Origin of the sequence: Variovorax paradoxus (assembly GCF_030815855.1) — a bacterium.
In the GTDB taxonomy this organism is placed as follows: domain Bacteria; phylum Pseudomonadota; class Gammaproteobacteria; order Burkholderiales; family Burkholderiaceae_C; genus Variovorax; species Variovorax paradoxus_M.
Genome location: NZ_JAUSXG010000001.1, coordinates 3,194,649 through 3,216,195 on the forward strand (window position 1 = coordinate 3,194,649; position 21,547 = coordinate 3,216,195).

A 21,547-nucleotide genomic window follows, 5' to 3' on the forward strand; every position below is an offset into this window, starting at 1 on the left:
GAAGAAGGGGCGCATCGCATGACCGCATTGGACCTTTTGAACCTGGATGTGCTGCTTGCGCGCAGCGTGCTGCTGCGCGCCGACTACCTGCAGCTGCAGAGCCGGATCAGCGCCTCGCTTGCCCGACGCAACGGCGATGCGGGCAACGGTCCGGCAGATGGCGATTTCGAAGAGCTGATCATCGCGATGAGCCGTTCGCTCTCGGCGGACGCCCGCTATCTCTGCACGCTTTCGATCACCGTGCGCGGAATCATCGAGCGCGCAAAAGCCGCGGCCTGATCAGGCGCCGAGCGCGGGCTTGGCGATCATCAGCCAGAACAGCGCCAGAAAGAGAAAGAAGGCCGGCACGCCGAGCGCCACCCACCACCTGAAGAAAACCCAGTAACGCGGAGACAGCGGCGTGCCGTCGCGCGCCGCCTGCGCCGCCAGGTCGCGCAGCCGCATCTGTAACCACACGACCGGAAGCCAGCATGCGATGGCCAGCGCATAGCAGGCCAGCGAGGCCGCCAGCCACGGTGTGGACAGAGGCAGGCCCATGCGATGCACGAGCCAGAGCCCGGTGAGCGGCTGCAGCACCGCGGTGGTGGCGGTGAAGAGCCAGTCGGCGCGCACCACCATGCGCGAAACCACCGCCACCGCCCGCACGTCGCGCGACAAGGTGGTGGCCAGCAGGTAGAAGGCCGATCCGATGCCGGTACCGAACAGCAGGGTCGACGAGATCACGTGCACGTATTTCAGGACGAGGTATTCCATGGCGGCTCTCCGGGTGGCTTCGGTGCGGCACGCGCGTTGCGGCGCGTGGGCGGCTCCATGGTCCACAGCAGCGCGATGGCCGCGCACATCGGCAGATTCTTCGAGAGCGGACCGAAGGGATGCAGCCAGAACTCCGGCATCGCCCACGTGATGGCCGCGGTATAGAAGGCAATCAGCGCGAGTTGCAGCGGCCACAGCACGCGGCTGCGCCAGGCAGCGGGCAGCGCGAGCGTGCCGATGCCCAGCGCGAGGTCGAACACCGCCGCACCGTCGAGCAGCAGTTCGGCCCACCCGCCGCTGGCAGCCACGCGCGCCAGCAGCGCCAGGCTCTGGTCGCGCGGATAGAGCCCGATGGAAACGACGAAAGTCCACATCCACACCAGCGCGACGGCCCAGCGCAGCAGCGGCAGCATCCATTGCAGCCACGCGGCGCGGCGCAGCGCCTGGACCCGATGAGCGGGAACGAACGCGCGGTGCGAGCGCGGTGCATGTCCCAGCCAATGCGCGAAATCGTCCGCGGGCGCGGCGTTGCCCTGCAGCAGCATGCCCGCCGTCTCGGCGTCGAGAAAGCTGCTTTTCCACCGGCCCGCCAGCATCGCGCCGAACCGGAACAGAGTCACCGGCATCGGCAGCACCCATGCGGCGTGCGCATAGCCCAGCTGCCGGCGCAGGTCGGCCAGGTAGTCCCGCAGGTTCAGCGGTTCGGGGCCCACGAAAGCGAGGGTGCGGCGGCCCACGGGCCGCGCCTCGGCCAACGCCAGCACGCCCGCCACCACGTCATGCAAGTGAACGGGCTGCAGCCATTGGCGGCCTCCGCCCGGCAACAGCAGCATCGGCATGACAGCCAGCGCCGCGAACAGGCGCGCGCTCGCGCCCTCGTCGCCCCACACCAGCGAAGGCTGCACGACGGCCGATGCGACGCGGCACTGCCTCAGATGGCGGTCGGCCTCTCCCTTGCTGCTGAAGTAGCCGCCGGCCGCGTCGGGCGCCGCGCCCAGCGCCGAGACCTGGATCACCAGCGCGGCACCCGCCGTGGCGCAGGCCTCGAAAAGCTGCACCGGCCCGCGGTGATGCACGGCGTCGAACTCGCCCGCACGGCCCTCGCGCAGGATGCCGGCCGCATTGACGACCACATCGCCGGGGCGCAATTGCGCCAGCCAGAACGAGGCCGGCGGAACCTCTGCAAGATCGGCCGATATCCACTGCGCATGCGCTTGCGGCCAAGCCGCCTCGGCGCGCGCCTCGTCTGCATTGCGTGCGGTACACAGCAGGTCGGCGCCCCGATGCGCGAAGGCTTCGGCCATTGCGCGCCCGAGAAAGCCGGATGCGCCGACGATGACCACTCTCACAGTTCGCCTTTCGCCATGCGTCGGCCCATGCGGCCTCAGCGCTGCCGCTCGCGGTTCGCGACCGCGCAGCCCAGCGCCAGTCCGACGGCAAAGCTCGCGTACACCGCGGCCATGGCACTTTTCGACAGGTGATGCTCGAACCCCGGCGTCAAGCGCCGCGGCGTTGCCAGATAGTCGACCGCGCATGCCGTGGCCGCCGCGACACCGGCACTCCCGAGCGCCGCCGGCACCGATTGCACGGGGCGGCGGTTGGCGTGAAGCCACGCATAGAGAACCGCCCAGAAGGTCGCGGAGCCGTGGTGAATCGCATAGCCGAGCACCGTGTGCCGGAGCGACGGAGACTTCTTGAACAGGGCCTCGCGGTCCCACACCCAATGGCTGATGGCGTTGGTGGGCGCCGCGGAACTCCCCGCCTCGTAGCGGCCGAATATCGCCAGCGCGATGCTCGACGCCACGCTGGCGAATGCGCCTGCGATCAGCCCGGTCCTGAGCGCCGATGTCGTGGGGGTTCCGGTCGACGTGTCCGTGCTTCGAGATTTACTTGCTCTTTGCTGCATGCCTGGAGCTTGAGCGCTTCGAGACGCCGCGCGAGTGCGGCTCGGAGCACGACGGCGTAGGCGGGTGGCGATACAGCGCCGTCTCCATCGACCGACACGCCAACCGGCCCGCGCATTGCTACACGGGGCGGCCGCCGTTCGGCGGTTTCGCGACAGGGGTGCGCGCCGCTGTCCGACACTCTGCCCCCGCGCGCCGGTGCACCGTTGGCGGACTGCATTGAAGGATGATCGAGATGAAGGTTCAACAAGCCCGAAGCGACGAACGTGACAACAGGCGTGTCTTTCGATGGGGCATTGGCGCGGCCATCGTCGTGTTCCTGCTGGCGCTGGCCTACAACCTCCTGACGCAGACGCGGGAGGAAGGCCCGGTCAAGCCGGACACGCCGACCCAGAGTGCGCCTCAGCCGGCTCCGGCGAATCCGCCGTCAAAGTAGGTGCAGGCGCGGCCGAGGGCCGGTGCCGGCACCGTCACAAAGATCCGTTCCAGCTCAGAAGGCCCTTCTGAGTGGCCTCGCACACGGCCTGCGTGCGCGACTTGACGGCCAGCTTGAAGTAGATGCTCTTGAGGTGGGCCCTGATCGTGTGCGTCGATCGCTGGCTCTCATCGGCGATCTGCCGGTCGGTCTTGCCCTCTGCGATCAGCCGCAGCACGTTCAGTTCGCGAGGGGAAAGCAGCCCTTTCGGATCGAGGTGTTCGGAGCGCGGCGCCTTGCCGGCGGACAGTTTTGGCTCGGCGTGCGCGGCCATACCGCCCACGATCCGCCGCGCGACCTGCGAAGCCGCCAGGGAGTCGCCGAGCTCGATCGAACGCATCAGGAAAGCCAGGTCCGTTTGGTTCGCCTCGGCGAAGAGATGGCGCGCGGCGCCGGCCGCCATGGCGGAGTTCATCTGAAGACCATCACGTTGCAAGCTCCGCAGGACATTGACGACCGAACCCAATGTACGCAGAAGCGCGGCTTGCGGCATCCGCTTTCGAACCACGGATGTGTGCCACGTCACATGCGGGAGCGAAAAACACCCGCTTCGGCCACAGGGGCCCGAGCGGGGCTTCAGTCGTTCGGGGAACAGGGATTCAGCGAAGACGCGGCAGGCCCGAAAGCGCCTGGGTCGGCCATCAGCGACTGGAAATCGGTTGCGGCGAACTCCGCGGGTACATGCAAGCCGTGCTCATCGCGCCGCACCAGCCCGCGGTCTTCCATGTTGCGCATCGTCTTGTTCACCACCTCGCGCGAAAGACCCGAATACGACGCGATCACCGCCTGGGTGATGCGCTTGTCGTAACCCCCCGTGGACGACGGCGCCAATTGCGCCAGCTGATGAAGCACGCGGCCCACGAGATCTTCGGACGAAAACGACGAAACCCTGCGCAACTGCCCGCGCATCGCACTCATGCGCTCCATGGCAATCGCGAGCAGCTTCAAGGTAATTTCGGGATGCGATGCGCAAAGCCTCCGCATCTCGGACACCGGAATGAGATACACCGACGAGGGAAGCGCCGCGATCAGCGTGTGGGCGACCCGGTAGCGGTCTTCGCCGAACGAAGGACCGAGAAAGAAATCGTCCTGGCGGATGAAGTCGGTGGTGACATCGCCGCCGCTGCTGCTGCCATGCGCCACGACGCGCAGCAGCCCGCTCGCGACACAGTAGATGCTGTCGGTCCACTCGTCGGCGGCCAGCACGCTTTCGTTGCGCCGGTAGGAACGAAGTTCGGTGGCCTGGACCAATGCCGCGCGCTCTGCCTGGGGCAGGCTGGCGACCAGCGTGTGCAGATACATGCATGCATGGTGCATGACGGCGCCACCGGGCGGAACCCATAAACAGGGGATGCGGGAGGAGATGCCGGAGGGGATGCATCCCGGGCATGGCTCCACGACAAGGCAAGCGCAGCGGAACGGCCCCGGCGTTGCGAAAGCCTAGCGTTCGGCTTTCACCTTGGCTGCGCGCCGAAGGCATTCGATCAGTTGCTGCGTGCTGGGCGTTCGCCTGCGTCCGCGCATGGTGATCAGGCCGACCGGCGGCAGATCGATGGGCACCTTGAGCGGGAGCACCTTCAGCATTCCCTGGTGTTGGAAGTGCCGTGCCACGGAGCGCGCCATGAACGCCACGGCATCGCGTTGCTGCAGGAAGCTGATCTGCGCCAGGAAAGAGGCCGATTCGATGATGTCGGCGGGCGGATGAACCCCGTCGCGAAAGAACATCTGGTCCAGCTTGACGCGCAGCGATGCCCAGGGCGGCGGCATCACGCAGCGCTCCTTCGCGAGGTCGGCCCAGTTCAGCCGGCGCTTCGCCGCCAGCGGATGCCCGGGCCGCGCCACCGCCGCCATGGGTTCGGCAAGCAGCGCCTCGGTTTCGAGGTCGGGTGCCGCATAGCCGGGCTCCAGCCGGCCCACGAACAGGTCCAGCTCGCCCAGGCGCAGCTTGGGCAGCAGCCGCGTGAGGTCGCCCTCCTCGACCAGCACGGTGGTCTGCGAGGAATGCGTCTTGAGCATTTCGACGGCGCGGGCCATCAGTACCGGCATGGCGACCACCATGGCACCCACGCTGGTGCGGCCCGCGGCACCGCTGGCCACGGCGGCAATCTCGTCGCGCGTGCGGTCGTAATCGGCGAGCACCGAGCGCGCGAAACGCACCACGCTCTCGCCATAGGGCGTGGGCTCGGTCCCGCGCGTGGAGCGCTCGAACAGCGCAAGGCCGAACATGCGTTCGATTTCCACCAGCGATTTGGAGACCGCCGGCTGCGTGACCGACAGAAACTCGGCCGCGCGGCCGAGGTGCCGAAATTGATCGAGCGCCACCAGCATCTGCAGGTGGCGCAATTTGAGGTTGGAACGCAAAACGCGGTCGATCTGGCTCATCGTGGGTGCCAGCGGGCTTTCGCCTACATAACCTCCAGGCTATGAAGCGAGTCCGCTATTTCATTGGATTGCAATGATTGTCTACTGAAGAATGCGCTCTGCTTTCATCGAACTACAAACCGTCGGAGACAGACATGACCTTCAATCGCTCCCCACGGCGACGTCAATGGATGCTGGGCGGCCTCGGCGCCGCCGCACTGGCCACCGCACCTGCCCGCGCATTCGCGGCCGACTATCCGGACCGCCCGATCACCTTCATCTGCCCCTGGCCGGCCGGCGGTACGGCCGACCGTTCGATGCGTGCCATCTGCCAGATTGCCGCGCGGGAACTCGGGCAGCCCATTGCGCTGGAAAACCGTGCGGGCGCGTCCGGAATGATCGGCACCAAGGCCCTGGCTTCCGCCCGGCCCGACGGCTACACCATCGGGCAGATCCCGATCTCGGTCACGCGCTTCGCCCAGATCGGCACCGTGCAGATCGATCCGCTCAAGGACCTGAGCTACCTGGCCCGCACCTCGGGCCAGACCTTCGGCATCGCGGTGCCCGCGAGCTCGCCGTTCAAGTCGCTGCGGGACATGGTGGCGCAAGCCAAGGCCAAGCCGGGCGTCATCACCTATGCGCACGCGGGCGTCGGCGGCGCCACCCACGTGGGCATGGAGCAGTTCGCGCAGGCGGCGGGCGTGAAGTTCAATGCCATCGCCTACAAGGGCGGTTCCGCCGCGCTGCAGGACGTGCTGGGCGAACAGGTCGACATGCTGGCCGACAGCAGCTCCTGGGCGCCGCACGTGGAAAGCGGCAAGCTGCGCCTGCTCGCCACCTGGGGCGAGGCGCGCACGCCACGCTTCAAGGACACGCCCACGCTGAAAGAACTGGGCTACGACGTGGTGGTGGAAGCGCCCAACGGCATCGGCGCGCCGCGCGGGCTGCCGGCGGCGGTGGAAAAGAAGCTGCGCGACGCGTTCCGCGTTGCCGTCAACAGCGAAGAATTCAGGAAGGTCGCCGAGAGCATCGATGCGCCGGTCATGTACCAGGACGGCCCCGACTACCAGAAGTACGTCGAAGCCGTGTACCGGCAGGAGACGGAGCTGATCCGCAAACTCAACCTCAAGGAACTGATGGCGAAGGGCTGAGCGGCCACGCCCCCGGCCCTCCTCTACAGCCTTCCACGCACCCTCTTCATGACCGACAGCCCCCTGCTTCGCCTGCATCCGCACGACAACGTGCTGGTTGCCAAGACCCCGATCGCGCTGGGTGAAACCATTGCCGAATTCGGCGTGCGCGCCCGCGCGCAGATTCCCGCGGGGCACAAGATCGCGTCGCGCGCGATTGCGGCCGGCGAGCAGGTGAAGAAGTACGACACCGTGATCGGCGTCGCCTCGCGCGCCCTGGAGGCGGGCGACTACGTGCACAGCCACAACCTCACGCTGGTGGACTCCTACCGCGACCCGGCCTTCTGCCAGGACGTGCGGCCGGTGGCCTATGTGCCCGAGGCGGAGCGCGCCACGTTCATGGGCTTCGTGCGCGCCGACGGCCGCGTCGGCACGCGCAACTTCATCGGCATCCTGTCGTCGGTCAATTGCTCGGCCACCGTGATCAAGCGCATTGCGGCGCACTTCACGCCCGAGCGCCTGGCGGCCTTTCCGAACGTCGACGGCGTGGCCGCCTTTGCACAGACCAGCGGCTGCGGCATGTCCTCGCCGAGCGAGCATTTCGACGTGCTGCGCCGCACGCTCGCGGGCTACGCGCGCCACCCCAACCTGGCCGGCGTGCTGATCGTGGGCCTGGGCTGCGAGCGCAACCAGGTCGATGCGCTGGTCGATTCGCAGGGGCTCCAGCAGGGCCGGCTCATGCGCACGATGGTGATGCAGGAGGTGGGCGGCACCCGCCAGACGATCGAAGCCGGCATTCGCGCCATCGAGGACATGCTGCCCGAAGCCGATGCCGCGCGGCGCACCCGCGTCGGCGCCAACCATCTGAAGATCGGGCTGGAGTGCGGCGGGTCGGACGGCTTCTCGGGCATCACGGCCAACCCCGCGCTCGGTGCGGCAATGGACGTGCTGGTGCGCCACGGCGGCACGGCCATCCTCTCCGAAACGCCCGAGATCCATGGCGTGGAGTTCATGCTCACGCGGCGCGCCGCCACGCCCGAGGTCGGCCAGAAGCTGCTCGACCGGCTGGCATGGTGGGAGCGCTATGCCGCGGGCCAGAATGCGCAGTTCAACGGTGTGGTCGGGCACGGCAACCAGGCCGGCGGGCTGGCCAATATCTTCGAGAAATCGCTCGGCTCGGCCATGAAGGGCGGGACCACGCCGCTGCAGGCGGTGTACGAATATGCGGAGACCATCGACAAGACCGGCTTCGTCTTCATGGATTCGCCGGGCTACGACCCCGTGGCCGTCACCGGCCAGATTGCCAGCGGCGCGCAGTTGATCTGCTTCACCACCGGACGCGGCTCGATGTTCGGCAGCAAGCCGGCACCGACGATCAAGCTGGCCAGCAACACGCCGATGTTCAAGCGCCTGGAAGAAGACATGGACATCAACTGCGGCGTGGTGATCGACGGCGAACTCTCCGTGCCCGAGATGGGGCAGCAGATCTTCGAGCAGATCCTTCGCCATGCCTCGGGCGAGCGCACGCGCAGCGAGGCGCTGGGCCTGGGCGACCACGAGTTCGTGCCGTGGCACCTCGGCATCGTGAGCTGAGAAGGTGCGAATAGACCCGGATCTGCAGCGCAACACCGACCACTGAAAAGAAAAGACCCCATGCCCGCCCACAACCCCTTCAAGACCGCATTGGCCGCGCGCCGGCCGCAAATCGGCCTCTGGCTCTCGATGGCCGATCCCTACATGGCGGAGGTGAGCGCCACCGCCGGTTTCGACTGGCTGCTGATCGACGGCGAACACGCGCCCAACGACCTGCGCTCGACCCTGGCCGCGCTGCAGGCCGTTGCGCCCCATGCCGCCCAGCCGGTGGTGCGCGCGGTGCAGGGCGACACGGCGCTCATCAAGCAGTTGCTCGACATCGGCGCAAAGAACCTGCTGGTCCCAATGGTCGACACCGCCGAACAGGCCCGCGCGCTGGTGTCGGCCACGCGCTACCCGCCGCTGGGCATCCGCGGCGTCGGCAGCGCCGTGGGGCGTGCGTCGCAGTGGAGCGCTCGCACCGATTACCTGGATGTCGCCGACGAAGAAATCTGCCTGCTGGTGCAAGCGGAAACCGTGACGGCGCTTTCCAACCTGGCGGAGATATGCGGCGTGGACGGTATCGACGGCGTCTTCATCGGACCGGCCGACCTGGCCGCTTCGATGGGCCATCGGGGTCGACCAGGACATCCTGAGGTTCAGGCTGCCATCGAAGCCGCCATGCGGACCATCGTGGGATCCGGCAAGGCGGCAGGCACGTTGACCTCGGACCCGAAGCTGGCGCGCCGCTACCTTGAGCTGGGTTGCACCTTCGTTGCGGTGGGTGTCGACCTGCTGCTGTATGCCGGCGCCGCACGAAAGCTGGCCGCCGACTTCACCGGCGCGCCACCAGCCGCCGAGCCGGCGTCCCGCGCGGCCTACTGAAGCCCCACGCGTCCTCCAGCGCGGCGGCGGCGCATCGGATCAGCCTTCCTGATTCCAATAGCCGCCGTTCATCAGGCTTTCCCGCACCATCGCGCGGGCGCGGTGCAACCGGCTTTTCACGGCCTCCACGCTCACGCCCAGGCTTGCCGCGACTTCGGGGGCGGTCAACTCCTCGACATCGCGCAAGACCAGCGCAATGCGGTAGGCCTCCGGGAGCGCGGCAATGGCCTTCGTCAGGTCGAGCCGCAGGTCGGTGGGAATTTGCGGCGCTGCGGCTTCTGCAGCGGAAGGCTCTGAAAAAGCGCCTCCCGCGGAGCTGCGCCTGAATATCCGGTAGCACTCGCGCTCGACGATGCGGAACAGCCAGGTGGCAAAGGCGGCCACTGTGCCCAGCGTGCCGATCTTTCGATGCAGCTGCCAGAGCGCCACTTGAACCGCATCTTCGGCGTCTTCGCTGCTGGCGCATGTCCGGCGCGCGAATCGCTTGAGATCGGGCTGGCAGACGGAAAGCAATTGGGACAGCGCGCGCTCGTCTCCCGCGCAGGCGGCCTCGATGAGCGGCGCGGACGCACGGATCATTTCGCCGGGCCCGGCGCTTTTCGGCCGAGCATCGCGCAGGCCGGGCAGAAGCCGACGATGGCGGTGGACGCAAGCATTCCGGCCATGGCAAACCCCAGGAGGCGAAGCGTTCCGGCCGGCAAAAAGTAGAACGCGCCCGCGGCGGCGAAGGTTCCCAGGCACAGGCGAACGATGCGCTCCCACGCGGGGAGATTGCGTTTGAGATGGAACACGTTGAACACTCCGGTTGATGTTGACCCTTGCATAGAGGGCACTTCATGGCCAGAAGGATTCAGGAACTCTAAAAGAAATTCCGCCGCGGGCCGCAAAGGCCCCGCGGCTGTTCTACGACGCCGCGGCGTCAGTCCGCGGTGGCGCCCGACTTCTTCACCAGTTCGGCCCAGCGCGGAATCTCGCGGGCCATGTGGTCGCGCAGTTCCTCGGGCGTGCTGGCGGCGATGTCCATGGCGAGTTGGCCCGAGAGCTTGGCCTGCACGTCCGGCTGCTTGAGCGCCTTCACGATCTCGGCGTTCAGGCGCTGGATGATGGGCTTGGGCGTGCCCTTGGGCGCGTACACGGCCTGCCAGGACGACATCTCGAAACCTGCCACGCCCGATTCGATCATGGTCGGCAGCTCGGGCACGAGCGCGATGCGCTTGCCCGTGGTCACGGCCAGCAGCTTGAGCTTGCCGCTCTTGACGAGCGGCAGCGCGGCGGTCACCTGGTCGAACATGAAGGGCACCAGGCCCGATGCGACGTCGGTCATCGCGGGCGGCGTGCCCTTGTACGGCACGTGCGTGAGCTTCACGCCGATCATGTCGGCGAACATCTCGCCCGCCAGGTGCGTCGAGGTGCCCGCGCCGGAAGAGGCGAAGGTGCGCTTGGATTCGTCTTTCTTGAGCAGCGCGATCAGCTCGGCCACCGAGTTCACGCCGAGCTGGCTGTTGACGATCAGCACGTTGGGCAGCCGGCCGACCAGCGACACGGGCTCGAAGTCCTTCATCGGGTCATAGGGCAGCTTCTTGTAGAGGCTGGCATTGATGGCGTGCGTGCTGATGGTGCCGCCGAACAGCGTGTAGCCGTCGGGCGCGGCCTTGGCCACATAGGCGGCGCCGATGCCGCCGGCCTGCCCCGGCCTGTTGTCGACCACCACCGACTGGTGCAGGCTCTCCTGCAGCTTGTTGGCGAGGATGCGCCCCACGATGTCGGTCGAGCCGCCGGCCGTGAAGGGCACGACGTAGGTGATGGTCTTGGCGGCGGGCCATTCGGCCTGTGCAAGCGCCAGAGCGGGAGCCAGTGCGAAGGCGGATGCAGCGAACAGCAGCCGTGCGGCACGGTGGATGAAGGGCATGGTCTTGTCTCTCTTTGTCGTTGTCGGGGAAAAAAGCAGGCCGTCAGCGGCCGCGGGCCTGCCGCCAGGCAGCGAATTCGGTGCGGCTCTGCTCCTCGGTCGGCGGGTAGAGGCCGAGGATCGAGCGGCCTTCGAGCACCTTCTCTTGCACGAAGTCTTCGAAGACGGTCATCTCGGTGGCCTCGGCCGCAACTTCGTCGGCAATGTCCGCCGGAATCACGATGACGCCTTCGGCATCGCCCACCACCACGTCGCCGGGCCACACCGCCACGTCGCCGCAACCGATGGGCACGTTGATGTCGATGGCCTGGTGCAGCGTGAGGTTGGTCGGCGCGCTCGGGCGCTGATGGTAGGCGGGAAAGCCCAGCTTCGCAATGTCGGGGCTGTCGCGAAAACCGCCGTCGGTGACCACGCCGGCCACGCCGCGCTTCATGAGCCGGCTCACCAGGATGCCGCCAGCCGATGCGGCGCGCGCGTCCTTGCGGCTGTCCATCAGCAGCACCGCGCCCACCGGGCATTGCTCCACGGCCTGGCGCTGCGGATGGTTGCGGTCGTTGAACACGGTGATCGGGTTCAGGTCCTCGCGCGCGGGCATGTAGCGCAGCGTGAAGGCCTCGCCGACCATGTTGGGCAGCGATGGATTGAGCGGATGCACGTTCTGGATGAACTGGTTGCGCAGCCCGCGCTTGAACAAGGCCGTGCACAGGGTGGCGGTGCTGACCTGCATCAGCTTCTCGCGGGTTTGGGAATTCACGTCGGGGTCTCCGTTTGCTTGATCGTTGGTTCGGTAGGGGGAAAGAGGTCTTCAGAAAATGTCGGGCTCGGGCACCGGCTTGCCGAACGTGGTTTCGAGAAAGTCGAAGTCGCAGCCTTCGTTGGCCTGCAGGATGTGGCGGCCGAACATCCATCCATAGCCGCGCTCGTAGCGCGGCGGCGGCGGCGTCCAGGCGGCCTTGCGGCGGGCCAGCTCTTCATCGCTCACTTCCAGGTGGATGCGCCGTGCGGGCACGTCGACGGAAATGCGGTCTCCCGTCCTGACCAATGCGAGCGGCCCGCCGATGGCCGCCTCGGGCGAACAGTGCAGCAGGCAGCCGCCGTAGCTGGTGCCGCTCATGCGCGCATCCGACAGGCGCAGCATGTCTTTCACGCCCTGCTTCAGCAGCTTGGTCGGAATCGGCAGCATGCCCCATTCGGGCATGCCGGCACCGCGCGGTCCGGCGTTGCGCAGCACCAGGATGTCGTCGCCGGTCACGTCCAGCTCGGGATCGTCCACCGCCTTCTTGAGTGCCGGATAGTCGTCGAACACCAGCGCACGGCCGGTGTGCCGCAGCAGATGCGGCGCGCAGGCGCTCGGCTTGATCACCACGCCGTCGGGGGCGATGTTGCCGCGCAGCACGGCGAGCGCGCCTTCGGCATAGATGGGGTTCTCGAGCGGCCGGATGACGTCGTCGTTGAAGACTTCGGCACCCGCGATGTTCTGGCCGATGGTGCGGCCATTGACCGTGCGCGCCTCGGTCTTCAGGTGGCCGCGGATGCGCTCCAGCATCGCGGGCAGGCCGCCGGCGTAGAAGAAGTCTTCCATCAGGTAGGTGTCGCCGCTCGGCCGGATGTTGGCGATGACCGGCACCTCGCGGCTCGCGGCATCGAAGTCGCCCAGCGTGACCGGATGGCCGGCCCGGCGCGACATGGCGATCAGATGGATGATGGCGTTGGTGCTGCACCCCATCGCCATGGCACAGACGATGCCGTTCTCGAAGTTGGCGCGCGTGAGCATCTTGGCCGGCGTGAGGTCGTCCCACACCATCTCGACGATGCGGCGACCGCATTCGGCGCTCATGCGCACATGGTTGGCATCGGCGGCCGGAATGCTCGAGGCGCCCGGAAGAGAAAAGCCCACCGCCTCGGCAATGCCCATCATGGTGGCCGCGGTGCCCATGGTCATGCAGGTGCCATGGCTGCGTGCGATGCCGGCCTCCATCTCTTGCCAGGCCTGGTCGCTCAGCTGGCCGGAGCGGCGCTGGTCCCAGTACTTGAAGGCGTCCGAGCCCGAGCCCAGCACCTGCCCTCTCCAGTTGCCGCGCAGCATCGGGCCGGCCGGCAGGTAGATGAACGGAAGGCCCATGCTGAGCGCGCCCATGGTGAGACCCGGCGTGGTCTTGTCGCAGCCGCCCATCAGCACCGCGCCGTCGACCGGATGGCTGCGCAGCAGCTCTTCCGTCTCCATCGCGAGGAAGTTGCGGTAGAGCATGGTGGTCGGCTTGACCATGCTCTCGGACAGCGAGATGGCCGGCAGCTCGAGCGGAAAGCCTCCCGCCTGGAAGATGCCGCGCTTGACGTCGTCGACGCGCTGCTTGAAGTGCGAATGGCACTGGTTGGCGTCGCTCCACGTGTTCACGATGGCGATGATCGGCTTGCCCACCCAGTCGGTGGGCGCGTAGCCCATCTGCATGACCCGCGAGCGGTGGCCGAAGGAGCGGAAGTCGTCGGGCGCGAACCAGCGTGCGCTGCGCAGGGTGTCGTAGGAACGTTGCATCGGAGGGACTGCGGTCTTCGTGAAATCAACTACATTAAAACACTAATATATCAATTCAGCAAAGCGAGAATTCCTGCGAATGACCGCCCTCCTCCCCCAGATCCGACTCGACCGCACACGCCTCGCAGCCCCCCAGGTCCTCGAGAAACTGCGCGACGCCATCCTTTCGCTCGAACTCGTGCCCGGCACGGTGCTGGTGCGGCAGGAGCTGGCCGACAGGTTCGGCGTGAGCCAGACGCCGGTGCGCGAGGCCTTGCTGCGCCTGGCGGAAGAAGGCCTGGTGGATGTGTTCCCGCAGCACGCGACGCTGGTCAGCCGCATCGACATCGACGCGGCCAGGCAGGCGCACTTTCTGCGCCGCTCGATCGAACTCGAAATCGTGCACCAATTGGCCGAACAGGCGACGCCCGATCTCGTGGCGCAGCTGAAAACACAGATCGCGCTGCAGGCGACCTTGGCAGCCGAGCGGCAGTACAGCGACTTCGTCGGTGCCGACCGCAAGTTTCACCACCTGATGTACGAAGCCGCGGGCGTGCCGAGCCTGTGGGACATGGTGAGCCGCGTCTCGGGCCACGTCGACCGGCTGCGGCGCCTGCACCTGCCCACCGCCGGCAAGACCGAGGCGATCCTTCGCGACCACCGCGCCATCGTGCGTGCCATTGCACAAGGCGACGGCGACGGCGCGCAGAAGGCCTTGCGCGAGCACCTCTCGGGCACGTTGAGTTCGCTGCCGGAAATTTGCGCGCGCTACCCGGACTTCATCGCGCCGTGACGCCTGCTTGGCATCGGCAAACCTGAGGCAAGCGCAGACGCCGCGTGCGCGCATCCTCCGAGATCGACGAACCTCAACTTTCCCGAATACGCTGCGCGGTTTTCCGCTGCGAAGAGATCAGTTCGCGCACTTCCGAGGCCGGCAGCGGTCGGGCGAACAAGTAGCCCTGCGCCTCGTCGAAGCCCTCGAGGTTGACCACTTCCAGCTGTTCCGCTGTCTCGATGCCCTCCACGGTGGTGGTGATTCCGAGGCTCTTGCCGATGCCCGCGACAGCCCTCACGATGGCCAGCGATTCCTTTCCTTGAGGGAGATCGGAGATGAAGCTGCGGTCCACCTTGATCTTGTCGAAAGGAAAGCTCCGCAGGTAACCCAGCGACGAGTATCCCGTTCCAAAATCGTCCATCGCGATCTTCACGCCGAGCTGGCGAATTTGCTCCAGGGTCTGCAGGTTCCTGTCGTCTTCGTCGAGGAGCACCGATTCCGTGATCTCGAGCTGCAGGCGCGACGCGGGAAGTCCCGCTGTGTCCATGGCCTGCCTGACGGTCTCCACCAGATGGGGGCTCTTGAATTGCACGGGCGACAGGTTCACGGCCACGCTGATGTCGTCCGGCCAGCTCGCGGCTTGCCGGCAGGCTTCCTGGAGAACCCACGCGCCGATCTGCACGATGAGGCCGGTCTCCTCTGCAATCGGAATGAAGTCGGCGGGAGAGACCAGGCCCTTGTCCGGATGCCTCCAGCGCAGCAGTGCTTCACACGTGGTGACCTGCTTCGACCGGAGACTGACCAGCGTCTGGTAGTGCACCTCGAATTCGCCTCGGGCCAGCGCCTCGCGAAGAGACAGCTTCAAGGCCAGGCGGGCCTGAAGCTGCGCGTCCATGCCCTCGACATACCGGAAGTACGTTCCCCTTCCGGCGGCCTTTGCCCGATACAGAGCCACGTCCGATGCCTTGGTGATCTGATAGGCGCTGGTGCCATCGTCCGGCGCGACCGAGATACCGACGCTGGCACCGATGACCACGCTGGGCCCGTCCATGTCGAAAGGCTGGGAGAGCACGGCTATCAAGCGGCGCGCCATCTCCCCGGCGTCGTCCGGCCGACGCAGCCCGGGCAAGCCCACGGCGAACTCGTCGCCTCCGAGCCGCGCAACAAAATCGGTATCCCTGACGCAATGGCGCAAGCGCTCCGCGGCCTGGCGCAGCAGGCTGTCGCCGGCATGATGGCCATAGCTGTCGTTGACGGCCTTGAAGTCGTCGAGGTCCACCGTCAGCAAAGCCAATGCGAAGTTCGCCGTCGCGTGGCGCAGGTGCTCTTCCATGGCCTCGACAAAAGCCACGCGGTTGGGAAGGCCGGTCAACACATCGTGCCGGGACATGTGGAACACCTGCTTCTGTGCATGGAAGCGTTCCTGCTCGGCCGCCCGACGCGCCGAGGTGTCGCGGAAGAAGATGGAGAGGCCGACCGGCGTGGGCGAGGCATGGACTTCGAGCCACACGCCCAAGGTGGGCAGGTATTCCTCGAAGGACACAGGCTTGCCGCTCGTCAATGCTCGCCGGCAATGGTCCGCGAAAGGTCCATTCAACTCCGTGGGGAACAGGTCCAGCAGCCCATAGCCGATCGCCTCGTGGTCCAGTTTCAGGAATTTTCGTGCGTTCTGGTTCACGTAGGTGATTCGCCATGAGCGATCGATGGCCACGACGCAGTCCATCGTGGCCTCCAGGGCTGCCGACAGTTGTCGCGCCGCATCTTCGGCTTCGCGGCGTGCCGCTTCTGCATCATCGTGCGCGGCCTTCGCTTCCGTGATGTCGCGCCAGATGGTCACCGTCCGGGCCGGTGTGCCGCCTGCATTGAACACGGGTGCCGCAATCACGTCCAAGTACCGGTGATTGCCCCGAGCGTCAATCGCTCCGGCCTCCAATCTCGCCGTGCCCCCTTGCCGAACACTTTCGAGTGCGGCCTCCAGCTTGGGCATATCGTGCTCTGAAAAAATCTTCTTCCATGTCTGGCTCTCGATGCCGTCCGTCGAGCTCAGCCCCAGGAACTCCCGCCCGGCCCTGTTCATGAGCAGCGGCCTGCCCTCCATGTCCAGCAGGCGAATGCAATCCGGGCTGCTGTCGAAGATGCTTCTGACCGAAGCTTCGCTCTCCTGCAGCGCCAGTTCGGCGACGCGCCTGTCCGTGATGTCGAGGATGGAACCGGCATAGCCGAGCAACTCGCCGCTGGCGGAGAGCCGGGGCGCGCCGGTGTCGATGACCCAGGCCCAGCTCCCGTCCGAGCGCCGCAATCTGTATTCGAGCGTGACGAAGGCGCTGTTGGCCAGGTCCTTGGCGAACTTGTCCAGTACGGAGGCGAGATCGTCCGGATGAACAGCGCGGCTCCATCCGTCTCCAAGCGCATCGGTTTCGCTTTGACCTGTCAGCTCGAGCCATCGCTTGCTGTGATATGTCGCGCGGCCGTTCTGGTCGGTGAGCCACATCATCACGGGGACACTGTCGGCGATCCCCCGGAACAGTTCCTCGCTCTCGCGCAAGGCGTCCATCGCGAGTTTCTGTTGATGAACATCCTCGAGCAGGCCGTACCACTGCACCACGTGGCCGGCCTCGTCGCGACGAGGGGCCGCGCGATTTCTGAACCAGCGGTATTTGCCGTCGGAAGGACTCGATATCCTGCATTCGACATCCAGCGGTTGGCCTTGCCGGACGGACACTGTCCACTTGGCACGAATTTCTTCCAGATCGTCGGGGTGAACAGAGTTCTCCCAGCCTGAGCCCAGCGCTTTCTGAGGCGGCATGCCCGAGACCTGCCGCCAGCCCGGACCGATCTCCGTCACCGCACCGCGCGCATCGGCGGTCCAGGGAGTCTGTGGATGCAGTTCCACGAACGCGCGGTGGTGCTCTTCAGCGGCCTGCAGAATGGCTTCCGCATTGCGCAGGCCGGTGACATCGGAGATGACGACCACGAGCAGCTTGCCAGTCGCGAGACCCGGCACAACGATGCGCTGCTTCCTTGTGAGCAAACTTCTTACCGTGCCGTTTTCGAGCGTGATGTGTTCTTCGAAAGTACGCTCCTGACCGTTGTTCAGCACCTCAAGGTCTGCTTGCCTGAGCCGGTCAGCCTGTTCTCTCGTCAGAAAGTCGTGGTCTGTCTTTCCTCTCAACTCATCCAGAGAAGCGTTGAGCAGGGCGCAAGCCGCAGCGTTGGCGTGCACGAACCGCGACGCCTCGTCCTTGACGATGACGGCCTGCTCGACCAGGTCGAGAACGAGGGAGAACGGCAGAAGGCCCCGCGAGGGATCGCAGTGCATCGGAGAGGGGCTCATGTTTGGGTTCAGCCTGGGATTTTTTGTTGGCGCGCCCTTTTCGCGGTGTAGGTCGAGAGCCCGAAACGCCATGAACGGGGCCGCGATCCGATCGGGTGGATGAGGTTGCCTTCGCAGAACGGAGCGGGACGGTTCCGCCGCATGTCTGAAGGAAACAACTGCCGGGGCGTGGTGGGTGTGGAAAGCGTGTCGGACAGCGTCCCGTGTTGAATCCGAATGGATTAAACGGGCGCGAAAATATCCGGCATGAGCGCCAATACCCTCTCTGCCAGGCCCGCGGCAGCCCCCTGCGCGCACCAGGTGCAGTTCTATGACGACGAAAAGATTCTGATCGCGTCGGCATCGGACTTTCTGGCCGAGACTTTGGCTGAAGGCGGCTGCGCGCTGATTCTTGCCACCGCGGCGCATCGCCGCAGCTTCTGGACGCGCCTCAGCGGGCTTTGCCCGAGCGAAAAAATCCTTTTCGTGGATGCAGCCGAAGCGCTTGGGCAAGTCGTGGTGAACGGCAAGCCCGATGAGCGCCTGTTCAACAAGGTCGTCACAGGCTTGCTCGATGCCATGGCGAGCCATGGAAAGCTGCGCATCTACGGGGAACTGGTCGCTCTGCTTTGCGCGGACGGCAAGCACGAAGATGCCATCGAACTCGAGAGGTACTGGAACCGGCTGGCGGCGCGGCGCGATTTCGAGCTTTTTTGCGGCTACCCGCTGTCCGTATTCCCGGGCACCGAGCATGCCTCCGCCTTCCGCCACGTCTGCCAGGCGCATTCCACGGTGATACCGATCCGGGGCACCGCGGCCATGTCCCCCGCGGAGATGGCAATGCTCCAGCAGAAGGTGCTGTCGCTGGACGACGAGATTGTTCGCCGCCGCCAGGCGGAAGAATCCACGCGTGCACGCGAGCGTGAGCTGGCGGAGTTCGTCGAAAACGCCGCGGAGGGCCTGCATCAGCTGGCTGCCGACGGCACGATCCTGTGGGCCAACCGGGCCGAGCTGGATCTGTTGGGCTACAGCGCCGACGAGTACCTGGGCCAGCACATCTCCCGGTTCTATCTCGACCCGCCGGTGATCGAAGACATGCTCGCACGGCTCGGCGCCGGCGAGACCCTGCGCAACTATCCTGCCCGTCTTGTCTGCAAGAACGGCGCCATCAAGCATGTTCTCATCCAGTCGAACGGCCGATTCGAAAACGGCGTGTTGCGCTACACGCGCTGCTTTTCGCGCGACGTGACCGAGCGCGTCGCGCGAGAACAAGCGGAGCGCGAACGAAACGACCTGCTGCGCCAGGCACCCGTGGCCGCTGCCTTGCTGATGGGCGCCGAACACCGGTTCGAACTGGCCAACGATGCCTACAAGTCCATGGTCGGCAAATCCGATCTCGAAGGAAGGACCTACGCCGAAGCATTGCCCGAACTTTGCAGGCGCGAGGACACGCTTCGCGTTCTGGATGAAGCCTTCGGCTCCGGGCTGCCGTACGTGGCCGAGGAGCATCCGGCGCTCATCGACCGCACGGGCAGCGGGCAGTTCGATGAACGGTATTTCAAACTCAGCGTGCAACCGCTGAAGCGGGTCGACCGCGTCTACGGCCTGATGGTGATTGCGGTGGACGTGACCGACCTGGTCCTCGCCCGGCGCGGCCAGGAGCGGGCCAGTGCCGAGCGCGAAGCGCTGCTGCAGGAGCTCGAGCGTGCCAGCCGCACGAAGGACGAATTTCTCGCGGTGCTGGGGCATGAGCTTCGCAACCCGCTGGCTCCAATCGTCACGGCGCTCGAGTTGATGAAGCGGCGCGGCGACCTCAAGACCTCCCGCGAGCAAGACACGATTCAGCGCCAGGTTCAGCACCTGATCCGGCTCGTCGACGACCTGATGGACGTGTCCCGCGTGACCCGGGGCAAGTTGACGCTGCGGCAGGAGACCGTGCAGCTGGCATCGGTGCTGGCGAAGGCGGTCGAGATGGTGAGCGTGCTGATGGAGCAGCGCCAGCACACCTTGAATGTCGTCTATCCAGACGAGCCGCTGCTCTGGCATGGCGATCCGGCCCGCCTGGCGCAAGTGATCAGCAACCTGCTGACGAATGCTGCGCGCTACACGCCTGTGGGCGGCCTCGTTCAACTGAAGGCAAGGCAGCAAGAAGACGGCGTGGTCATCTCCGTGACCGACAACGGACGAGGCATCGATGCGCATGCGCTGCCGCAGGTCTTCGATCTGTTCTATCAAGGGGCGCAAACCATCGAGCGTGCCGCCGGCGGCCTCGGTGTCGGCTTGGCGCTCGTCAAGAGCCTGGTTGCGGCGCACCACGGGACCGTGGAAGCCCGCAGCGCCGGACCGGGGCAAGGCAGCGAGTTCACGGTTCGCCTGCCCCTGCCCTCCCACGAACGGCTGAATCCCGTGGCGCCCAAGGCTCCCGCGCTCTCGCAAGTGGCGAGCCATCGGCGGCGGGTCTTGATCGTCGACGACAACCAGGATGCCGCGGATCTGCTCGGCGCCCTGTTCCGGGAACACGGGCACGACGCGAGAGTGGCGTACGACCCGGCCACGGCCCTGATGCTGGTCCCGTCCTTCAAGCCGGAAGTCGCCTTTCTGGACATCGGCCTGCCCGTGATGGACGGCTACGAATTGGCCGGTCTGCTGCGAAAGGAACTGGGTGAAGCGGCGCCTCTCAAGATTTTTTCGCTGACGGGTTTCGGCCAGCCGGCCGATCGGGAAAAAAGCATGCACGCCGGCATGGACGGCCACTTCGTCAAACCCGTGGAAGCAGACCAGGTGCTGCAAGCCGCGCTGTCGGTCGATACGGCCGATGCTGCCGATGCTGCCGATGCAGCCGACAGGGCCGAACAAGTTCAGGCTTGAGATTCGAGCCGATGGCTGCGGGGGCAGAATGCCCGCCTCTCACTCGTTCTTTCCGCCGCGATGCAGCCGCCCAGCAAAGCCACCCACATCCAGCTCGACCTCACGTCCGATCTTCAGAAATGGCGCGCTTTCCTCGCCATTGCCGAGCTGGGCAGCCTGACGCGGGCCGCGCTGTTTCTCGACAGCAGCCAGTCGCTGCTGAGCCGCCATCTCAATGCGCTCGAACGCGAGTGCAACGCACGCCTGTTCAACCGCACCGGCCGCGGCGTGCAGCTGTCGGAGGTGGGCCAGCGCCTCTTTCCGCATGTGAAGGCACTGCTGTCGGATGCCGAGCAGCTCGAGCTTGAAATCCGCGGCGAGGCGCGCGAGCCGGCCGGCCGCGTCACCATCGGCTCGCTGCCCTCCATCACCAACCCGATCGTCGGCAAGCTGTTCAGCCGCCTGCAAGCGCGCCATCCCGGCATCCAGCTCAGAATCCTCGAAGGATCGAGCGGACAGGTCGAAGAGTGGCTGGCCGACGCTCGCGTGGACATCGCGATTCTGTACCGCTACGGCACCACGCTGCCCGAGCAGGAACAGGCGCTCGCAACAGTCGACAGCTATCTGATCGGCACCGCGGGCGACCGTCTCACCGCCCAGCCGGAGCTGCCCTTCAAGGCGCTCGACGGCCTGCCGTTCATTCTTCCGGGCGCGCCCAACGGCCTGCGCAGCGCGCTCGATGCGCTTGCACGCCAGCATCACATCGCCCTTGCGCCGGTGCTCGAAGCCGACTCGCTGCCGCTGATGCGTTCGGTCGTCGCGCAGGAGCGGCTCTATACCGTGCTGCCGCTGCACGCCGTCTGGGCCGAGGTGAAAGAGGGGCGCCTGCAGGCGTCCAGGATCGTCTCGCCCGGCCTGCAACGCATCGTCTCCATGGCCACGGCGCGCAGCAAGGGGCCGGGCAAGGCGGTCTCGGCCGTGGCTGCGCAGATCGTGCAGGCGGTGGAGGAAAGCACGCGCCTGGGACTGTGGCGCCCGGGCGCCCCCGCTGCATAGCAGCCTTTCGCGGCCATGCATGGGTCGGGCGGACATGGCGGCCTATGCTTCGCGC

20 protein-coding genes are annotated in these 21,547 nt (G+C 66.4%); 8 read left to right on the forward strand and 12 right to left on the reverse strand.

All coding sequences use genetic code 11. The annotated features are described in order from the left end of the window. The first annotated feature begins 18 nt into the window (after positions 1 to 18). Positions 19 to 279, forward strand: a complete 261-nt coding sequence (locus QFZ42_RS15060; protein WP_307701727.1) for a hypothetical protein — start codon at positions 19 to 21, stop codon at positions 277 to 279. Here the strand turns inward: QFZ42_RS15060 and QFZ42_RS15065 are convergent, their stop codons facing one another. The 3 genes from QFZ42_RS15065 to QFZ42_RS15075 are packed head-to-tail and all read right to left on the reverse strand — an operon-like array spanning position 280 to position 2,659. After that, positions 280 to 753, reverse strand: a complete 474-nt coding sequence (locus QFZ42_RS15065; protein WP_307701728.1) for a DUF2269 family protein — start codon at positions 751 to 753, stop codon at positions 280 to 282. Then, positions 735 to 2,102 (reverse strand): SDR family oxidoreductase, encoded by a 1,368-nt coding sequence (locus QFZ42_RS15070; protein WP_307701729.1) that lies wholly within the window; start codon positions 2,100 to 2,102, stop codon positions 735 to 737. The genes QFZ42_RS15065 and QFZ42_RS15070 overlap by 19 nt, the downstream gene beginning before the upstream one ends. A gap of 35 nt (positions 2,103 to 2,137) precedes the next feature. Next, on the reverse strand, positions 2,138 to 2,659 hold the full coding sequence (locus tag QFZ42_RS15075) for a hypothetical protein (RefSeq protein WP_307701730.1): 522 nt from the start codon (positions 2,657 to 2,659) through the stop codon (positions 2,138 to 2,140). 233 nt (positions 2,660 to 2,892) lie between these two features. Between QFZ42_RS15075 and QFZ42_RS15080 the strand changes: the two genes are divergently transcribed. Continuing rightward, positions 2,893 to 3,093 (forward strand): hypothetical protein, encoded by a 201-nt coding sequence (locus QFZ42_RS15080; RefSeq protein ID WP_307701731.1) that lies wholly within the window; start codon positions 2,893 to 2,895, stop codon positions 3,091 to 3,093. Between the two features lie 34 nt (positions 3,094 to 3,127). Here QFZ42_RS15080 and QFZ42_RS15085 read toward each other — a convergent pair whose 3' ends face one another. The 3 genes from QFZ42_RS15085 to QFZ42_RS15095 form a co-directional block, all read right to left on the reverse strand. Next, positions 3,128 to 3,547 (reverse strand): helix-turn-helix transcriptional regulator, encoded by a 420-nt coding sequence (locus QFZ42_RS15085; protein WP_307701732.1) that lies wholly within the window; start codon positions 3,545 to 3,547, stop codon positions 3,128 to 3,130. 161 nt (positions 3,548 to 3,708) lie between these two features. Then, positions 3,709 to 4,449, reverse strand: coding sequence for a Crp/Fnr family transcriptional regulator (locus tag QFZ42_RS15090; RefSeq protein ID WP_373423342.1), 741 nt, complete (start codon positions 4,447 to 4,449; stop codon positions 3,709 to 3,711). Positions 4,450 to 4,572: 123 nt separating this feature from the next. Beyond that, complete coding sequence (locus tag QFZ42_RS15095) at positions 4,573 to 5,514, reverse strand: LysR substrate-binding domain-containing protein (protein WP_307701733.1); 942 nt, start codon at positions 5,512 to 5,514, stop codon at positions 4,573 to 4,575. Between the two features lie 134 nt (positions 5,515 to 5,648). Here QFZ42_RS15095 and QFZ42_RS15100 point away from each other — a divergent pair, with 134 nt between their 5' ends. Genes QFZ42_RS15100 through hpaI form a run of 3 tightly spaced genes read left to right on the forward strand, consistent with a single transcriptional unit; the run spans position 5,649 to position 9,080 of the window. Next, a complete protein-coding gene (locus QFZ42_RS15100; RefSeq protein WP_307701734.1) occupies positions 5,649 to 6,644 on the forward strand; it encodes a tripartite tricarboxylate transporter substrate binding protein in 996 nt (331 codons plus the stop codon). Positions 6,645 to 6,692: 48 nt separating this feature from the next. Next, complete coding sequence (locus QFZ42_RS15105) at positions 6,693 to 8,216, forward strand: UxaA family hydrolase (RefSeq protein ID WP_307701735.1); 1,524 nt, start codon at positions 6,693 to 6,695, stop codon at positions 8,214 to 8,216. Positions 8,217 to 8,276: 60 nt separating this feature from the next. Continuing rightward, positions 8,277 to 9,080: a 4-hydroxy-2-oxoheptanedioate aldolase gene (hpaI, locus tag QFZ42_RS15110; protein ID WP_307701736.1), complete on the forward strand. Its 804-nt coding sequence runs from the start codon at positions 8,277 to 8,279 to the stop codon at positions 9,078 to 9,080. A gap of 39 nt (positions 9,081 to 9,119) precedes the next feature. Here the strand turns inward: hpaI and QFZ42_RS15115 are convergent, their stop codons facing one another. From QFZ42_RS15115 to araD, 5 genes are all read right to left on the reverse strand, one after another. Next, positions 9,120 to 9,659: an RNA polymerase sigma factor gene (locus tag QFZ42_RS15115; protein ID WP_307701737.1), complete on the reverse strand. Its 540-nt coding sequence runs from the start codon at positions 9,657 to 9,659 to the stop codon at positions 9,120 to 9,122. Next, a complete protein-coding gene (locus tag QFZ42_RS15120; protein ID WP_307701738.1) occupies positions 9,656 to 9,880 on the reverse strand; it encodes a YgaP family membrane protein in 225 nt (74 codons plus the stop codon). Before QFZ42_RS15120 ends, QFZ42_RS15115 begins: the two co-directional genes overlap by 4 nt. Positions 9,881 to 9,999: 119 nt before the next feature. Next, entirely contained in the window at positions 10,000 to 10,989 is a 990-nt protein-coding gene (locus QFZ42_RS15125; protein ID WP_307701739.1) for a Bug family tripartite tricarboxylate transporter substrate binding protein, read from the reverse strand. A gap of 43 nt (positions 10,990 to 11,032) precedes the next feature. Then, positions 11,033 to 11,743 (reverse strand): ribonuclease activity regulator RraA, encoded by a 711-nt coding sequence (locus QFZ42_RS15130; RefSeq protein ID WP_307701740.1) that lies wholly within the window; start codon positions 11,741 to 11,743, stop codon positions 11,033 to 11,035. A 51-nt stretch (positions 11,744 to 11,794) separates the two neighbouring features. Further along, positions 11,795 to 13,522 (reverse strand): L-arabinonate dehydratase, encoded by a 1,728-nt coding sequence (gene araD, locus QFZ42_RS15135; protein ID WP_307701741.1) that lies wholly within the window; start codon positions 13,520 to 13,522, stop codon positions 11,795 to 11,797. Between the two features lie 79 nt (positions 13,523 to 13,601). Here araD and QFZ42_RS15140 point away from each other — a divergent pair, with 79 nt between their 5' ends. Next, complete coding sequence (locus tag QFZ42_RS15140) at positions 13,602 to 14,294, forward strand: GntR family transcriptional regulator (RefSeq protein ID WP_307701742.1); 693 nt, start codon at positions 13,602 to 13,604, stop codon at positions 14,292 to 14,294. Positions 14,295 to 14,367: 73 nt separating this feature from the next. Here QFZ42_RS15140 and QFZ42_RS15145 read toward each other — a convergent pair whose 3' ends face one another. Beyond that, entirely contained in the window at positions 14,368 to 17,610 is a 3,243-nt protein-coding gene (locus QFZ42_RS15145) for a sensor domain-containing protein (RefSeq protein ID WP_307701743.1), read from the reverse strand. Between the two features lie 246 nt (positions 17,611 to 17,856). Here QFZ42_RS15145 and QFZ42_RS15150 point away from each other — a divergent pair, with 246 nt between their 5' ends. Beyond that, complete coding sequence (locus QFZ42_RS15150; protein WP_307701744.1) at positions 17,857 to 20,457, forward strand: ATP-binding protein; 2,601 nt, start codon at positions 17,857 to 17,859, stop codon at positions 20,455 to 20,457. A 60-nt stretch (positions 20,458 to 20,517) separates the two neighbouring features. Next, a complete protein-coding gene (locus QFZ42_RS15155) occupies positions 20,518 to 21,492 on the forward strand; it encodes a LysR family transcriptional regulator (protein ID WP_307701745.1) in 975 nt (324 codons plus the stop codon). The last annotated feature ends 55 nt before the right edge of the window (positions 21,493 to 21,547 follow it).

What these genes read in the sequence shown, in the direction of transcription:
- QFZ42_RS15080 (WP_307701731.1), top strand. Translation starts at nt 2,893, where the DNA reads ATGAAGGTTCAACAAGCCCGAAGCGACGAACGTGACAACAGGCGTGTC.
- QFZ42_RS15085 (WP_307701732.1), bottom strand. Translation starts at nt 3,547, where the DNA reads ATGAACTCCGCCATGGCGGCCGGCGCCGCGCGCCATCTCTTCGCCGAG.
- QFZ42_RS15100 (WP_307701734.1), top strand. Translation starts at nt 5,649, where the DNA reads ATGACCTTCAATCGCTCCCCACGGCGACGTCAATGGATGCTGGGCGGC.
- QFZ42_RS15105 (WP_307701735.1), top strand. Translation starts at nt 6,693, where the DNA reads ATGACCGACAGCCCCCTGCTTCGCCTGCATCCGCACGACAACGTGCTG.
- QFZ42_RS15060 (WP_307701727.1), top strand. Translation starts at nt 19, where the DNA reads ATGACCGCATTGGACCTTTTGAACCTGGATGTGCTGCTTGCGCGCAGC.
- QFZ42_RS15150 (WP_307701744.1), top strand. Translation starts at nt 17,857, where the DNA reads ATGAGCGCCAATACCCTCTCTGCCAGGCCCGCGGCAGCCCCCTGCGCG.
- QFZ42_RS15095 (WP_307701733.1), bottom strand. Translation starts at nt 5,514, where the DNA reads ATGAGCCAGATCGACCGCGTTTTGCGTTCCAACCTCAAATTGCGCCAC.
- QFZ42_RS15145 (WP_307701743.1), bottom strand. Translation starts at nt 17,610, where the DNA reads ATGAGCCCCTCTCCGATGCACTGCGATCCCTCGCGGGGCCTTCTGCCG.
- QFZ42_RS15075 (WP_307701730.1), bottom strand. Translation starts at nt 2,659, where the DNA reads ATGCAGCAAAGAGCAAGTAAATCTCGAAGCACGGACACGTCGACCGGA.
- QFZ42_RS15155 (WP_307701745.1), top strand. Translation starts at nt 20,518, where the DNA reads ATGCAGCCGCCCAGCAAAGCCACCCACATCCAGCTCGACCTCACGTCC.
- QFZ42_RS15140 (WP_307701742.1), top strand. Translation starts at nt 13,602, where the DNA reads ATGACCGCCCTCCTCCCCCAGATCCGACTCGACCGCACACGCCTCGCA.
- QFZ42_RS15065 (WP_307701728.1), bottom strand. Translation starts at nt 753, where the DNA reads ATGGAATACCTCGTCCTGAAATACGTGCACGTGATCTCGTCGACCCTG.
- araD (WP_307701741.1), bottom strand. Translation starts at nt 13,522, where the DNA reads ATGCAACGTTCCTACGACACCCTGCGCAGCGCACGCTGGTTCGCGCCC.
- hpaI (WP_307701736.1), top strand. Translation starts at nt 8,277, where the DNA reads ATGCCCGCCCACAACCCCTTCAAGACCGCATTGGCCGCGCGCCGGCCG.
- QFZ42_RS15125 (WP_307701739.1), bottom strand. Translation starts at nt 10,989, where the DNA reads ATGCCCTTCATCCACCGTGCCGCACGGCTGCTGTTCGCTGCATCCGCC.
- QFZ42_RS15115 (WP_307701737.1), bottom strand. Translation starts at nt 9,659, where the DNA reads ATGATCCGTGCGTCCGCGCCGCTCATCGAGGCCGCCTGCGCGGGAGAC.
- QFZ42_RS15090 (WP_373423342.1), bottom strand. Translation starts at nt 4,449, where the DNA reads ATGCACCATGCATGCATGTATCTGCACACGCTGGTCGCCAGCCTGCCC.